Below are 14342 nucleotides of genomic sequence, written 5' to 3' on the forward strand. Positions count from 1 at the left end.
TCCATCTGCAGCAGCAGCTGGGTGTTGCGGGCGATGCGGGCCGAGAAGTCGGTCGGCAGGGCCAGCGCCTCGTCGAGGCTGTTGGTGTGCAGGCTCTGGGTCTGGCCGCCCGCCGCCGCCATGGCCTCGACCATGGTGCGGCTGACGTTATTGAACACGTCCTGCGCCGCCAGCGACCAGCCCGAGGTCTGGCAGTGGGCCCGCAGCGACAGGGAGCGCGGGTCCTTCGCGCCGAATTTCGACACCGCCTCGGCCCACAGCAGGCGGCCGGCGCGCAGCTTGGCCACCTCCATGAAATAGTTCATGCCGATGGCCCAGAAGAAGCTCAGGCGTGGGGCGAAGCGGTCGATCGGCATGCCGGCGTCGACCCCGGCCTTCATGTATTCGATGCCGTCGGCGAGGGTGTAGGCCAGCTCCAGATCGGCCGAGGCCCCGGCCTCCTGCATGTGGTAGCCGCTGATCGAGATCGAGTTGAACTTCGGCGCATGCTCCGCGGTCCAGGCGAAGATGTCCGAGATGATCCGCATGCTCGGGGCCGGCGGATAGATGTAGGTGTTGCGGACCATGAACTCCTTGAGGATGTCGTTCTGGATGGTCCCGGTCAGGGCCGCATGCGGCACGCCCTGCTCCTCAGCCGCCACGATATAGAGCGCCAGCACCGGCAGGACGGCGCCGTTCATGGTCATCGAGACGGACATCCTGTCCAGCGGGATGCCGTCGAACAGGGTGCGCATGTCGTAGATGCTGTCGATGGCCACCCCGGCCATGCCGACATCGCCCTTCACGCGGGGGTGGTCCGAGTCGTAGCCGCGGTGGGTGGCCAGGTCGAAGGCGATCGACAACCCCTTCTGACCGGCCTCGAGGTTGCGTCGGTAGAAGGCGTTGGAGGCCTCGGCCGTCGAGAAGCCGGCGTACTGGCGGACGGTCCAGGGGTTGGACGCATACATCGTCGGATAGGGGCCGCGATGGTAGGGCGCGATGCCCGGCAGGCCGTGGATGAAGTCGAGGTCGTCGAGCGCGGCGGCGTCGTAGACCGGGGCGACGCTCAGGCCCTCCGGCGTCTTCCAGGCGTCGCGCGCCGGGCCGGCGGCCGTGGGCGACAGGTCGAGCGGGATATTCGAGAAGTCGGGACCGCTCATCGGCCGGCCTCCTTCGCTTCGAAGGGCGCGGCGAGACGGATCGGGGTCAGCGGCACGCAGGCGTCGCCGCCGCCTTCGGGCGCGACGGGCCGGTCGGGCGCGGCAGGCGCCGGGCGCGGCTCGGGGTCGATGAATTTCGTCACCCCGACCATCTGCGCCGCGCCGCTCGCCAGCGCCGCCTCGAGCGCCTGCCGGGCCCGGGCCACGCGCGGCTGGATCAGGTGGCCGCGCAGGGCCTCGACGACGCCGCCCTCGGCCTCGATCCGCTGGAACTCCGCCCAGCCGGCCTCGGCCAGCTCGCGGGTACGCTGGTCGAGGAACCACGAGCCCGCCGCCGGATCGTCGACCCGGCCGAGATGCGCCTCCTCCATCAGCACCAGCTGGGTGTTGCGGGCCTGCCGCCGGGCGAAGGCGTCGGGGCGGCCGCTCGCCCGCGAGAAGCCGTCCAGCACCACGGCGTCGGCCCCGCCGACCGCGCCGGCGAAGCCCGCCGCCGTCAGCCTGAGCAGGTTCGGCCATGGGTCGCGCGCCGACAGCATCCGCCGCGACGACCGCGCCTCGATCCGCGCCGGGACCTCGGCCCCGAAGGCCTTGCAGATCGAACGCCAGATCAGGCGCAGGGCGCGGATCTTGGCGAGGCTGTCGAAATATTCCTGATCGACGGCGACGCCGAGGACGGTCCCCTTCAGCGCCTGTTCCGCCGCCATGCCGGCCTCGACCGCCGCCCTGACCAGCGCCGTGGCGTTGGCGGCCGCGAAGGCCAGCTCCTGGGCGATCGACCCGCCGGCTTCGTGGACCACGCGCCCGCCGGCCATGAAGACGCTGGCTTCGGGATAGGCCCCGGCGTGCCGCGCCGCCGTGTTTGCGGCCAGCGTCAGATGCTCCTCCAGCGACCGCGGCGCCGCGCCGGTTTCCGCGAAGGCCGAGATCGGGTCCATGTGGAACATCAGCCTGGCGCGGGGCGAACCCTTGGCGGCCACCGCCAGGGCGTTGGCGGCCTCCGGCCCGTCCAGCCCGGCGTCGAGCCCCACCGCCGCCAGTTCAAGCGCCACGCCCTCCAGCGCCCGGGCCAGCGGTCCGGAATCGGACAGCACCGCGCCCTTGAGCACCAGCGAGGCCGCGCCGCCTTCGAGGTCGGCCAGCACCGCCGCATTGACGGCCGCCGCCTCGTCGCCCTCGACCAGGGTGCGCAGGTCCCAGGCCCGGCCCTCGGCGTCCGAGGGGCGCGGCGCGAACAGGGGCTCGACACCGGTCGCCGCGGCGTACAGCGGGCGCACGGCGAGGCCGTCGGCGTCGAGGTGGATCAGGCTTTCCAGCGGCCGGTCCTTCAGCGCCTTCTCGGCGAGGGACCGCCACTCGGCGGGGGACGGGGTCGGAGAGGTCATGCGCCTCCATTGCCCCTGCGGACGCGCCGGGTCCAGACCGCCCCCGGCCGCCCGACCCAAAAACAATTCAGGCATACGCTACCGGCGCGGTTGCGGTTCGTCCCGCCCTGCCTACATCCGCCCGGACCGCAGCAGGAGCTTCTCCATGGCCGATCTCTCCGCCTTCCCGATCACCCGCCGCTGGCCCGCGGAACACCCGGAGCGGCTGCAGCTCTATTCGACTAACTCACCCAACGGCGTGAAGGTCTCGATCATGCTGGAGGAGACCGGCCTGCCGTACGAGCCGCACTTCGTGGACATCGGCAAGAACGAGACCTGGGGTCCGGAATTCCTGTCGCTGAATCCGAACGGCAAGATTCCCGCCATCATCGATCCTGACGGCCCGGGCGCAAAGCCGCTGGCGCTGTTCGAGTCGGGCGCCATCCTGATCTATCTGGCGGAGAAGACGGGGCGGTTCATCCCGGCCGACGCCGCCGCCCGCTACGAGACCATCCAGTGGCTCATGTGGCAGATGGGCGGGCTGGGCCCGATGTTCGGCCAGGTCGGCTTCTTCCACAAATTCGCCGGCCGCGAGATCGGGGACAAGCGGCCGCTGCAGCGCTACGTCGCGGAATCGAAGCGACTTCTGGGGGTGCTGGACGGCCGGCTGGAAGGCCGCGACTGGGTCATGGGCGATCCCTACACCATCGCCGATATCTCCATGCTCGGCTGGGTGCGCAATCTGATCGGCTTCTACGGCGCGCGGGAGCTGGTCGAGTTCGACACGCTGAACAACGTGCCCGCCTGGCTCGAGCGCGGGCTCGCCCGCCCGGCGGTGCAGCGCGGACTGGAGAGTCCGAAACGGCCCTGAGGCCTGCCGTCTCGCCGACCCTCCGGGGCCTCGTCGCGGGCCACCGTCCGGCTCGCCTTTCCAAGCGCCGGGAACGCGCCGCGGCGCCATGGCTCCTGTGTCGGAGGCCCGGCGTTGTCCCGGCGACGGGGAAAGGGAACTCCGCCGCCCCCGCGCCGTTGGCGGACGATGGACAAGGCCGAAAAGACCCCGCCGTCGAAACCCCCGGGCCTGGTGGTCGGCGGACTCGGCGGGCCGGACGAGGAACTGCTCGAGTCGGGGCAGGAGGAGGTGTTCTCGCGCACCGAGGTCGAGAGCGGCCGCATCGAGCACCACGCCGAGGCCGGCGGGTCCGGGGATACAGGCGGCGCCGGACCCAGGCGCGGTCCCTGAACCGCGGCCGCACGGAAATTTCGCGGCTCCGCTTCGAACTTCCGGCTCGCGCGCCGGTTACCCGTCGCCCGACCGCATCCATTGCCGCCACCGCGGTTCAGGCGACCTGCCGCGACCCGGCTCCGGGCTCGGTGTCGGCGCCGGCGTGGGCGTAGCATTCGCAGGCGAAGGCCTCGAGCCGCGCCGGGTCCAGCACATGCACCACGCCCCGGCTGTACTTGATGGCTCCGGCGGCCTTGAGGGTCACGGCGCTGGCGTTGACCGTGGTCCGCTGCACGCCGAGGAAGACGGCCATGTCCTCCTGGGTCAACGCCAGGCGATCCTCTCCCGTCCGGCCCCGGGTAAGCAGCAGCCATTTCGCCAGCCGCGAGGTCACGTCGTGCAGCGCGTTGCAGGCGAGCTCGTGCTCGGTTCGCGCCGCGACCCTCCGTATGCTGTGCAACAGCACCCGGCGGACGCCCTCGTCCGCGTCGGCGGCGGTCTTGAGAACCTGAGCGGGAATCGTCTTCGCCGGTCCGCCGATCCGGACCACCGTGCGGCAGGTCTCCGGCTCGGCGGTCAGGCATGACAGCACGCCAGCCGCATCCTCCTGACCGAGGGCGGCCACCTCGACCATCCGCCCGTCGGCCGTGGCCGTCAGGCTCGACAACAGGGCGCCTTCCGGGAAGACGACGGAGCGGGGGATCGTCCCCTCCTCGAACACCGTATCCCCGTACGACAGCGTCACCTCCCGCACATGGGTGGAGAACGCGCCCGGCTGCGCCCGGTACAGAGCCAGCAGGAGGTGATTCCGGGGGATCACGATTCCCCCCTGGTCAGCGGACTCCATGGTGTCCGGGGCATGCGGTTCCAATCCGTGAATTGCCGGGCCGTGGAAGGTTCGAGGAGGCCCGGCGCAGGCAGGGCGCCGGCCAGCCAATCATCGATAATCCAGCCCCTCCTTGACCTGCATCAAGCCGTACAAGCCCCTGTTGACTGAGGATCACGCCGCGGTCCGGCGCGGATCAGTCCAGCGGGATGATGAATACTCGCTCGTACCCGGCAGAACCGTCCGTGGTCGGCAGCGCGATATAGTCGTCGCCGGCCTCGTCGATGATCCGCTCGACCAGCCGGTTGAAGCGCCCGGGCGGACGGGAGCCCCGGAGCAGCGCGAACCCGGAGGTCGTCTCCCGGCCCTGCTGCGACGAAGCCAGCCGTCGCAAACGTAGCAGCCTCGACCCCATGGCTCCGCGTCCTTTCGCACCAGTCTGCATAGGCAGTGCGAACCGGCTTTGACGTGGATCAAGCATCACGCTCTCTTGATCCGGCCCGGCGCGAAGTCTCAGGAGGCGTGGACGGACTGCTGGCGCTCGAGATGAAGGTAGCGGGAGTTGAAGTCTCCGACGTCCCGCATCCGTTCCCAGGACGGGAAGGCGATGTTGCGCTTGTTGCGCGTGATCAGCCCGTCGGCCTCCAGCGACTTCAAGGTCCGGTTCACGTGTACGGGCGTAAGGCCGACCGCGTCGGCGAGCTGTTCCTGGGTGATCGGCAATTCGAAGCCGTCGCCGTCGGCCAGGCCCTGCGCTTCCATGCGGATGGCGAACTCGCACAGCAGATGGGCCAGGCGCGTGCGGGCGTCGCGCCGGCCGACGTTGAGCACCCACTCGCGGAAGATCGAGGCCTCGACCAGCACGCTGGTCATCACCGCGTTGCGGACCAGCGGGCGGGCGTCGATCAGGTCCTGCAGGTCCCTGCGCGGCACGAAGGCCACCTCGCCCCGGGTCAGCATCTGGACGCTGTGGTCGGCGACGTCGAGGAACAGATGCTGCAGATCCATCGCGTCGCCGGGAATGTGCAGGGCGACGATCTGGCGGACGCCGTCGCCGGTCAGTTTCTGGCGGTAGGCGAAGCCCGATCCGAGCACGCCGCACACCGTGGGCAGATCGCCTTCGCGGGTCAGATAGGTCGAAGCCTCGACCGTTCGTATCCGGTGCGGCAGCGCCAGCACGGCCTGCCGATCGTCTTCCGGCAGATCCGCGATCTGCTCCAGCCTTCGCAACAGCATCCGGAGAGGGTCGGCGAACGTCATGGCGGCTCCAGCGGTGTGGGCGGGAGCACATGGAAACTCTCTGTCGCCGAAGCCCGGATATCTGTTCGGTGATACTCTACAATAACATAAATCGTGCCGTTTAACTTAACCTGTGTTAGGTTAAACGGGCTGAGCAGTCTCTTCGCCCAGTGCGAAGGTTCGCATGCCGATCTTTTATTTCCATCTCCGCGACGGCGACGACCTTCTTCTCGATCCCGACGGGCGCGCCCTGGATGGCCCCGAGGCCATCGCCGAATGCGCCCTGGCCGAAGCCCGCGCCCTGATCAGCGACGAGGCCCGGCTCGGCCGCATCCGCCTCGAGCAGCGCATCGACGTCGAGGACGCTGACGGCCATGTCGTCCACAGCCTGCCGTTCGACCGGGCGGTCGTGATCAGCGGCGGCCATCGCTGACCATGCCGCGCTATTTCTTCGACATCACCTCGGAACACACGGTGCGGGACGAGGATGGCGAGACCCTCCCCGACAGCGAAACCGCCCGGGACGCCGCCATCCGCATCGCCTCCGAGGTGCTGCCGGTCCATTCCCGCCAGCTGGTCCAGACGGGCCGGGTCGCCGTCACCGTGCGCGACGAACGGGGCGCGGTCGTCCATGAAGTGGAATGCCGCCTGACCAGCCGGTCGGGGCGCGCCGGAGCCGGCTGAGCTCAGGCCGCGCGGCGGGCCCAACCGGCCGGATCGGCGAGCGGCTCGAACAGATGCCGCGCCAGATGACGCACCACCGGGGCCACCACGCCGTCGCCGGTCAGATGGTAGGCGTCGCTGTAGTTCCGCGGCAGCACATAGTCGTCCGGCAGGCCCATCAGCCGCGCCGTCTCCCGCGCCGAAATCAGCCGCGACCGCACCCGCGGACCGTCGACCACGAGGATGATCTGGCGGCTCGAGCCTCCTGCCGGCGTCCGCAGGCATCCGGCCACGTCATCGAACCGCACCTCGGCCCGCTGCGCCTTGTTTCCCGCCTCGTCGACGCGCGTCCGGCGATACACGCCGCCGACCATCCGCCGCCCCGCCCGCCGCGCCGCCTCGACCTTGGCCGCATTGACGGGCGACATCAGGTCCAGCAGCCGCTTCGTCTCCGCCTGGTTGTGCCACTCCACGCCCGTCGGCGCGTCCTCCACCAGGTCGGCGAAGGTCGTCGGCCGCCGCCCGGGCGTCGGCAGATTCCACCACAGCAGCCGCTCCCGCACCCCGTCGGGGAGCCCCTCCACCGCCTTGCGCAGCGCCCTGGCGTGGAAGGGATCGACCGGCCCGGGCGTCAGCAACTCCGGCGGAACGGCGACCCCGTCGCGCACGCCGATCACGAACAGGCGCGGCCGGCTCTGCGGCACGAACAGTTCGGCGTTGATGACCAGCGCCCCGTAGCGATAGCCCGCCTCCGCGAAGGCGCGGCAGATGGCCTCGAAATCCTCGCCCGCATGCGAGGTCAGGGTCCCGCAGACGTTCTCGACCGCCACCAGCCGCGGCGCCCGGCCCTGATCGGCCAGCCGGCTCACGATCCCCATGAAGGCGTGGAAGGTCCCCGACCGCTCGCCCTTCAGCCCCGCGCCGGCTCCCGCCAGCGACAGGTCCTGGCAGGGAAAGCTGCCCCAGACCAGGTCCGGCTCGCCGGGCATCGCTCCGACGTCGAGGCCGCGGATATCGCCGATCGACAGCTCCCCGGCCGTGCCCCAGTTGGCCTGGTAGGCGAGGCCCTTGCGGGCGTCGAAGTCGTTGGCGAACAGGCAGGTCCAGTCGTCGCCCAGCCCCGCGCGCGCCATCCCGCCGCCGGCGAAGAACTCATAGAAACTGGGCATGGACTCCCGGGGTCTGCAGCGGCCCGAAGGCGACACACCCGACTTTAGGGGAGGAAAATGGTGGACGCGACAGGGATTGAACCTGTGACCCCTACGATGTCAACGTAGTGCTCTCCCGCTGAGCTACGCGTCCGCCGAGACGGCCCCGGGTCACCCCGGGGGCAGGAAGGCGCGGTCTATAACCCGGCCCGTTTGGTATCCGCAAGGGTCATATTGGGGGGCCGTGGTCGTCGGCCCTTCGGGACCTCCCGACCTGACACGGCCTGGCGCGGCCAGCTAGGCCGCGACCATCCGCTCGACCTCGCCGACGAGGTCGCGCAGGTGCACCGGCTTGGACAGGACCTTGGCCTGCGGACTGGCCTGGGCCGCCGACAGGGCGACGGCGGCGAAGCCGGTGATGAACATGATGCGGATGCCGGGCTGGCGGGCGGCGGCGACGCGCGCCACCTCGATGCCGTCGGCGCCGGGCATGACGATGTCGGTCAGCAGCAGATCCCACGGCCCCTGGTCGAGGGCGTCTATCGCGTCGTCGCCGTTCTCGCAGTCGACCACCGAATGGCCGGCCCGCTCGAGCGCCCGCGTCAGGAATCCCCGAAGCGAGTGATCGTCTTCGGCCAGAAGAATGCGCGCCATGAAGTGTCTTCGCCCCGTCTTGTTGGCGGGACGCTACGACCGGATCGGTAAACCCGCCATGAAAATCACCGGTCCGGCGAAGCGGCGCCGGCGCGCGAACCTGTGGATCGATGCGCGAAACACGCTATGCAGCCGCCATGGCGGACGGATCGGAGCAGGGCGGAAGCGAGGCGGGCGAGGCCCCCTTCACCGTCGTCCTGCCCGCGACTCCGGGCCGGGTCGTGTTCGCCTCGCCCCATTCCGGCGACCGCTATCCGGCCGACATGGGCGCCGCGCCCGGCCTCGCCCTCGCCAGCCTGCGCAGCGCCGAGGACGCCCTTGTCGACCGCCTGATCGCCCCCGGGACGGAGCGGGGCGCCCCCCTGCTGCTCGGGCGGGTGGGCCGCGCCTATGTCGATCTGAACCGCGACCCCGCCGATCTTGACCCGGCGCTGGTCGAGGGGCTGGAGGGGACGGCCGCCTCGCCGCGCACCGCCGCCGGCTATGGGGTCATTCCGCGCCTGACCGGAGACGGCCGCCCGCTGTACGGCCGCCGCCTCGGACTCGACGAGGCCCGCGGCCGGATCGAACGGACCCACGCCCCCTATCACGCGGCCCTCGACCGCCTGATGCGGGCGGCGCACGCGCGGCACGGCGAGGCGGTGCTGGTCGACTGGCACTCGATGCCGGCCCGCGCCACCCAGGGAGCCGGCGGCGCGCGCGGCCCCGACGTGGTGCTGGGGGACCGGCACGGATCGTCCTGCGCCGCGGCCCTGACCCGCCGGCTGCGGCGGGCGTTCGAGGCGCTGGGCTGGCGGGTGGCGCTGAACCAGCCCTATTCCGGCGGCTGGACGACCCAGGCCTGGGGTCGGCCGGCGGAGGGGTTCCACGCCGTCCAGATCGAGCTCAACCGCGCCCTCTACCTCGACGAGGCGACGCTGCAGCCGGGCCGCGGCTGGGCCCGCTGCGCCGCCGGCGTGGCGCGGGTCATCGACGATCTGCTGGCCGATACGGCGCCGCCCGGCCGGGCATAAAAAAGCCGCGCCCGAAGGCGCGGCATGAAAGTCTTTAGGGAGGAAACGCCCAGGAAGGGCATGACGCCGCAGGGGCGTCGAAGATCAAGTTAGTGTGCGGTGCACAACGCGTCAACCGGAGAATTCGAACCCGCGATCACGCCTTGTAACGGCAAGGCTCGTCCTGAATCCCGGCTCGTAACCGATTTCAGCGGTAATATTCACCGCGAAGTGTGAGCATCTGCGAACAGGGTCCGCCTTGAGGGGCCGCCGGCCGACTCACCGGGGCGGCAGATGCGGCTCCAGCAACCGCCGGGCCGTGCGCACCGCCCGCGCCGCCGGCGAAGCCGCCTGACGCCACACCAACAGGCAGAACACCGCCGCCACGCCGAGCGCCAGCCACAACGGCCCGAACAGCCAGGCCGCCGCCGCAAGGGCGAAATAATAGCCCCGCACACCCTGGCTGAAGGCGCTCAGAGCCGGGTTGAGCAGGCCGGCCGCGGCCTCGCCCAGAGCCACCCGGTCGGCTTCCGCATGCAGCTCCGGGGCCGCCCCGATCAGGGCGAGGGCGTAGTTCATCTGCCGGATCGACCAGATGAAATCCAGCAGGCCGCGGGCCAGGCAGACCAGCACCAGCGCCAGCTTGGCCTCCAGCAGCCGGGTCGGCGCCGGCTCCGCCCCGACGGACGCGACGCCCAGAAGCGCCTGCTCCCCGCCGAACAACACGCTGGCCACCGCCGCGATCAGCAGCAGGTTGGTGGAGGCGAAAAAGCCGGCCGAGTTGATGGTGTGGCCCATCAGCTGGCTGTCGACGATGCGCGTCTCGCGGTGGGTCATGGCCGTCATCCACGCCCGCCGCACCACGATCATGTCGTCGTTCAGCGAGCCGCTGCGCCGCGCCAGCACGGCCAGCAGCGGGCCGTATCCGAGCCAGCACAGGAAGAACAAGGCCAGGGCCAGACCCTCGGGGATGCTCATGACCGCTCCATTTCAACCGCCCTCCAAGTGGTGGCGCGGGGAACCCCCGGGGGCAAGTCCGCCTTGCTTCGGGCAAGTTGCGCGCCTATCACCCCCGCCTCCCCGTACCGCACTGCACCATAGACGAGCCCCGTCATGAACATCGACGCCATTCCCGCCGGCCCCAATCCGCCCTGGGACGTCAACGTCATCATCGAAATTCCGCAGGGCGGCCTGCCGGTCAAATACGAGATGGACAAGGAGTCGGGCGCGCTGTTCGTCGACCGCTTCCTGCACACCGCCATGTATTATCCGGGCAACTACGGCTTCATTCCGCACACCCTGTCCGACGATGGCGATCCCTGCGACGTGATCGTGCTCAACCCGACCCCGGTCGTGCCCGGCTGCATCATCCGCTCACGTCCCATCGGCGTGCTGAAGATGGAAGACGAGGCGGGCGGCGACGAGAAGATCCTCGCCGTGCCGGTCGACAAGCTGAACCCCTACTACACCGACATCGCCAGCTACCGGCAGCTGCCGGCCATCCTCGTCGAGCAGATCGAGCATTTCTTCACCCGCTACAAGGACCTGGAGAAGGGCAAGACCGTCACGGTGCGGGGCTGGGGCGACGCGGGCGAGGCCGCCGAGCTGATCGCCCGGGGCATGCGCGCCCATCAGGACAAGCTCAAGGCCAAGGCGGCGAACGCGGCCTGAGGCGCCGCCGGACGGGAACGGCGAAGCCGGGATCGACGTTAGCGTTGCCGGCCCGAAGGGCCCCTCCGCCTAAGTCGATTTCCGGCGGACGGATCATTCCGCTTTCCCCTAATCGGCGAAGATGCTTTCGGCCACGCTTCGTAACCACCTTCTGGACCGCCTGACCCCCGAGGACCGCGACGCCGTCGTGTCCGCAGCGACCCCGTTCGAGTTTGAATTGGGTCACGTTTTCGCGGAGCCGGGGGACACCGTCGCCTATGCGCATTTCGTGCTCAGCGGCATCATCTCGGCCGTCGCCGACATGCAGGACGGCCGCACGGTCGAAACCTTCATGGTCGGGCGCGAGGGCGTCACCACCCCCGGCGCCATAAACATCCCGGTACGGACCTATTCACGCCTGATCGGACAGTCCCCGGGCGAAACCCTGCGCATCGAGGTCTCCCGGCTCAGGGCGTTGTGCGACGAGCGCCCGGAGATGCGTGCGGTCATCGCCCTCTACGCCGCCGGCCTGCAGGGCGAACTGGAGCAGTCCGGGGCCTGCAACGCCCTGCACCGTTCCGACCAGCGCTTCGCCAAATGGCTGCTGCGGTGCCACGACCGCCTCGACGGCGACACCCTGCACCTGACCCAGGAATATCTGGCCAGCCTGCTCGGCTCCCAGCGCACCACGGTCAATGAGGCCGCCCAGGGCCTGCAGAAGGCCGGCGCCATCAGCTATTCGCGCGGCCGCGTCACCATTCTCGACCGCGCCGCGCTCGAACGGGCGGCCTGCGAATGCTACCCCAACGGCCGACGCTCCAGCCTCGACATTCCGAAGCCGGAATAGCGAGGAGGAGCGGCCTCAGGGCCGCTCCACGCACATCGCCACGCCCATGCCGCCGCCGATGCACAGGGTCGCGAGTCCCTTCCTCGCGTCGCGCCGCTTCATCTCGTGCAGCAGGGTGGTCAGGATGCGCGCGCCCGAGGCCCCGATCGGGTGGCCGATGGCGATGGCTCCGCCGTTGACGTTGACCTTCTCCGGGTCGAGCCCGAGCTCCTTCAGCACGCAGAGCGACTGGGCCGCGAACGCCTCGTTCGACTCGACCAGATCGAGATCGCCGACCGTCCAGCCGGCCTTCTCCAGCGCCTTCCTCGAGGCCGGGATCGGACCCGTGCCCATCACCGCCGGATCGACGCCCGCCGTGGCCGAGGACACGACCCGGGCCAACGGCTCCAGTCCCCGGGCCCGGGCTTCGTCGGCGCTCATCAGCACCAGCGCCGCGGCCCCGTCGTTCAGGCCCGAGGCGTTGGCCGCCGTCACCGTGCCCTCCTTCGAAAAGGCCGGGCGCAGCGACGCCATCGCCTCCAGCGTCGCGCCGTGGCGGATGTATTCGTCCTGGTCGACGACCACCTCGCCCTTCCGCGAGGCGATGGTCACCGGCGCGATCTCGGCGTCGAAGCGGCCCTCCTTCTGGGCCGCCTCGGCCTTGTGCTGGCTGGCCACGGCGAAGGCGTCCTGGTCGCCCCGGCTGATCTGGAACCGCTCGGCGATGTTCTCGGCCGTCTGGCCCATGTGATAGCCGTTGAAGGCGTCCCACAGACCGTCCCGGATCATGGTGTCGACGAAGGACAGGTCGCCCATCTTCTGACCGCTGCGCAGCTGCTGCGCGTGCGGGGCCTGGCTCATGCTCTCCTGACCTCCGGCGACGACGATGCGGGCGTCGCCCAGCGCGATCTGCTGCGCCGCGATGGCCACGGCGCGCAGGCCCGAGCCGCAGATCTGGTTCAGGCTCCAGGCCGGCGTCTCCTTGGGGATACCGGCGCCCATCGCGGCCTGGCGCGCCGGTCCCTGTCCCGCCGCCGCCTGCAGCACATGGCCCAGGATGACCTCGTCGACCTCGGCCGCCGCGACCCCGGCCCGCTCCAGCGCAGCGCGGATGGCGACCTCGCCCAGCTTCGCCGCCGGCAGGCTGGACAGCGCGCCGAGAAAGGATCCGACCGGCGTGCGCGCCGCGGAGACGATGACCACTTCGACAGACATTTGACTGACCTCGGGGAAGCGGCCCTACGAAGGGGGAGGCGTTAGGCCGCGGGAAAGAATTCGTGCCGTTTCTGCCGCATCCGGAAGCTTTCGTCACCCTCGCGGGCCGCCGTTCAGCGGATGGTCATTGCCCCTCCCGCATGCTGGCGGGAACGAAAAAGGAGCGGAAGGCTTGATGGGGCCATGCTCAAACCGATGAAAACGATTTTCCGCCGGGTCTGCACGCCGGACGAGCTCGACATGATCGAGCATTACCGGACGCCCGCCGAGCAAACGGCCGATCTGATCGTGCACGTCGTCGGCCTGACCCTGGCGGCGGTGGGCGGCATCGTGCTGGCGGTGCTGGCGGCGCTCTATTCCGGCGTCGGCGCCGTGCTCGCCACCGCCGCCTACGCCCTGTGCCTGATCGCCATGCTGACGGCCTCGACCATCTACAACCAGACCCGGCCCTGCGCCGCCCGGCCCATCCTGCGCCGTCTCGACGAGGCGGCCATCTTCCTGATGATCGCCGGCAGCTACACCCCCTTCACGACACAGCGGTTCGAGGGGGCCTGGGCGGTCGGCTTCACCCTTCTGGTCTGGGCCGTCGCCCTCGGCGGCGTCGCCGTAAAACTGGTCGCCCCGCGCATTTCGGACGCCTTCTGGAGCATGGTCTACATCGGCTTCGGCTGGCTCGCCGTGCTCGCGCTCAAGCCGATGATGGACACGGTCCATCCCGTCGCCCTGGCGCTGCTGGTCGTCGGCGGCCTGATCTACACCGCCGGCGTCTTCGTCTTCATCAGTCCGCAGGTGAAATTCCGCCGCGCCATCTGGCACGGCTTCGTGGTCACCGGCGCGATGACCCACTGGGCCGCCGTGCTGGTCGGCGTGGTCCTGGCTCCCGCCGCCCTCGGCTAGACATTCCCGTGCGCAGCGCAGCATAGTGCGGCGTTGCAACAGGATCGGGGACTGCGCGTGGCCGACAAGAAGCCCGGAGCCGGCGACACCGTCGTCATCAAGAAATACGCCAACCGGCGGCTCTACAACACCGCCACCTCAGCCTATGTCACCCTCGAGGACCTCGCCCGCATGGTGCGCGAGGGCGTCGAGTTCGTGGTCTACGACGCCAAGACCAACGACGACCTGACCCGCCAGATCCTGACCCAGATCATCTTCGAGGAGGAAAGCCGCGGCGAGGCCCTGCTGCCGGTCCAGTTCCTGCGCCAGCTGATCGGCTTCTACGGCGGCCAGATGCAGGGCGTGCTGCCGTCCTATCTGGAGATGTCGCTCGACAGCTTCGCGCGCCAGCAGGAGCAGATGCGCGGCCAGTTCTCCAAAGCCTTCGGGGCGGCCCCGGGCGCCGGCCTGATCGACGAGGCGGTCAAGCGCAACATGGCCATGTTCGCCGAGGCCATGAAGATG

18 protein-coding genes and 1 tRNA gene are annotated in these 14342 nt (G+C 70.0%); 9 read left to right on the forward strand and 10 right to left on the reverse strand.

The genetic code is table 11. The annotated features are described in order from the left end of the window. Together VGD32_RS09410 and VGD32_RS09415 are read right to left on the reverse strand one after the other, a co-directional pair. On the reverse strand, window positions 1-1139 hold a 1139-nt coding region (locus VGD32_RS09410; protein ID WP_331031633.1), incomplete at its 3' end, for a methylmalonyl-CoA mutase family protein. Then, complete coding sequence (locus tag VGD32_RS09415; protein WP_331031634.1) at window positions 1136-2524, reverse strand: methylmalonyl-CoA mutase family protein; 1389 nt, start codon at window positions 2522-2524, stop codon at window positions 1136-1138. The genes VGD32_RS09415 and VGD32_RS09410, both read right to left, overlap by 4 nt. Before the next feature lie 145 nt (window positions 2525-2669). Between VGD32_RS09415 and VGD32_RS09420 the strand changes: the two genes are divergently transcribed. Continuing rightward, the gene (locus VGD32_RS09420; protein ID WP_331031635.1) at window positions 2670-3374 is read left to right on the forward strand and encodes a glutathione S-transferase N-terminal domain-containing protein; all 705 of its coding nucleotides are present in this window, start codon (window positions 2670-2672) and stop codon (window positions 3372-3374) included. 168 nt (window positions 3375-3542) lie between these two features. Beyond that, window positions 3543-3746, forward strand: coding sequence for a hypothetical protein (locus VGD32_RS09425; RefSeq protein ID WP_331031636.1), 204 nt, complete (start codon window positions 3543-3545; stop codon window positions 3744-3746). 97 nt (window positions 3747-3843) lie between these two features. Here the strand turns inward: VGD32_RS09425 and VGD32_RS09430 are convergent, their stop codons facing one another. The 3 genes from VGD32_RS09430 to VGD32_RS09440 all read right to left on the reverse strand — a co-directional run bounded on the left by VGD32_RS09430 (window position 3844) and on the right by VGD32_RS09440 (window position 5814). Beyond that, window positions 3844-4548, reverse strand: coding sequence for a Crp/Fnr family transcriptional regulator (locus VGD32_RS09430; RefSeq protein ID WP_331031637.1), 705 nt, complete (start codon window positions 4546-4548; stop codon window positions 3844-3846). Window positions 4549-4750: 202 nt separating this feature from the next. Further along, complete coding sequence (locus VGD32_RS09435; RefSeq protein WP_331031638.1) at window positions 4751-4969, reverse strand: hypothetical protein; 219 nt, start codon at window positions 4967-4969, stop codon at window positions 4751-4753. Window positions 4970-5067: 98 nt separating this feature from the next. After that, complete coding sequence (locus tag VGD32_RS09440; RefSeq protein WP_331031639.1) at window positions 5068-5814, reverse strand: Crp/Fnr family transcriptional regulator; 747 nt, start codon at window positions 5812-5814, stop codon at window positions 5068-5070. 163 nt (window positions 5815-5977) lie between these two features. Between VGD32_RS09440 and VGD32_RS09445 the strand changes: the two genes are divergently transcribed. Both VGD32_RS09445 and VGD32_RS09450 read left to right on the forward strand, forming a co-directional pair. Beyond that, window positions 5978-6226 carry a DUF6894 family protein gene (locus VGD32_RS09445; RefSeq protein WP_331031640.1) on the forward strand — a complete coding sequence of 83 codons (249 nt, stop codon included), beginning with the start codon at window positions 5978-5980 and terminating at the stop codon, window positions 6224-6226. Between the two features lie 2 nt (window positions 6227-6228). Beyond that, a complete protein-coding gene (locus tag VGD32_RS09450; protein ID WP_331031641.1) occupies window positions 6229-6477 on the forward strand; it encodes a DUF6894 family protein in 249 nt (82 codons plus the stop codon). A gap of 2 nt (window positions 6478-6479) precedes the next feature. On the opposite strand, the gene VGD32_RS09455 is transcribed toward VGD32_RS09450, so the two are convergent. The 3 genes from VGD32_RS09455 to cpdR all read right to left on the reverse strand — a co-directional run bounded on the left by VGD32_RS09455 (window position 6480) and on the right by cpdR (window position 8258). After that, complete coding sequence (locus VGD32_RS09455; RefSeq protein ID WP_331031642.1) at window positions 6480-7625, reverse strand: DNA cytosine methyltransferase; 1146 nt, start codon at window positions 7623-7625, stop codon at window positions 6480-6482. A 58-nt stretch (window positions 7626-7683) separates the two neighbouring features. After that, window positions 7684-7758, reverse strand: a tRNA-Val gene (locus VGD32_RS09460). Between the two features lie 143 nt (window positions 7759-7901). Next, window positions 7902-8258, reverse strand: coding sequence for a cell cycle two-component system response regulator CpdR (gene cpdR / locus VGD32_RS09465; protein WP_056616494.1), 357 nt, complete (start codon window positions 8256-8258; stop codon window positions 7902-7904). A 110-nt stretch (window positions 8259-8368) separates the two neighbouring features. On the opposite strand from cpdR, the gene VGD32_RS09470 reads away from it, so the two are divergent. After that, complete coding sequence (locus tag VGD32_RS09470) at window positions 8369-9271, forward strand: N-formylglutamate amidohydrolase (protein WP_331031643.1); 903 nt, start codon at window positions 8369-8371, stop codon at window positions 9269-9271. Between the two features lie 258 nt (window positions 9272-9529). Here VGD32_RS09470 and VGD32_RS09475 read toward each other — a convergent pair whose 3' ends face one another. Continuing rightward, the gene (locus tag VGD32_RS09475; protein ID WP_331031644.1) at window positions 9530-10228 is read right to left on the reverse strand and encodes a DUF599 domain-containing protein; all 699 of its coding nucleotides are present in this window, start codon (window positions 10226-10228) and stop codon (window positions 9530-9532) included. A gap of 135 nt (window positions 10229-10363) precedes the next feature. Between VGD32_RS09475 and ppa the strand changes: the two genes are divergently transcribed. Together ppa and VGD32_RS09485 are read left to right on the forward strand one after the other, a co-directional pair. Further along, window positions 10364-10921 carry an inorganic diphosphatase gene (ppa, locus tag VGD32_RS09480; protein WP_331031645.1) on the forward strand — a complete coding sequence of 186 codons (558 nt, stop codon included), beginning with the start codon at window positions 10364-10366 and terminating at the stop codon, window positions 10919-10921. Between the two features lie 121 nt (window positions 10922-11042). Next, window positions 11043-11747 carry a Crp/Fnr family transcriptional regulator gene (locus VGD32_RS09485; RefSeq protein ID WP_331031646.1) on the forward strand — a complete coding sequence of 235 codons (705 nt, stop codon included), beginning with the start codon at window positions 11043-11045 and terminating at the stop codon, window positions 11745-11747. A 15-nt stretch (window positions 11748-11762) separates the two neighbouring features. Here VGD32_RS09485 and VGD32_RS09490 read toward each other — a convergent pair whose 3' ends face one another. After that, window positions 11763-12941 carry an acetyl-CoA C-acetyltransferase gene (locus VGD32_RS09490; protein ID WP_331031647.1) on the reverse strand — a complete coding sequence of 393 codons (1179 nt, stop codon included), beginning with the start codon at window positions 12939-12941 and terminating at the stop codon, window positions 11763-11765. A gap of 195 nt (window positions 12942-13136) precedes the next feature. Between VGD32_RS09490 and trhA the strand changes: the two genes are divergently transcribed. Then, window positions 13137-13838 (forward strand): PAQR family membrane homeostasis protein TrhA, encoded by a 702-nt coding sequence (trhA, locus tag VGD32_RS09495; RefSeq protein WP_414644389.1) that lies wholly within the window; start codon window positions 13137-13139, stop codon window positions 13836-13838. A gap of 57 nt (window positions 13839-13895) precedes the next feature. Beyond that, window positions 13896-14342, forward strand: a 447-nt coding sequence (gene phaR / locus VGD32_RS09500) for a polyhydroxyalkanoate synthesis repressor PhaR (RefSeq protein WP_331031649.1), incomplete at its 3' end; no start/stop codon positions are given.

Origin of the sequence: Brevundimonas sp. (assembly GCF_036402095.1) — a bacterium.
Classification (GTDB): Bacteria; Pseudomonadota; Alphaproteobacteria; order Caulobacterales; family Caulobacteraceae; genus Brevundimonas.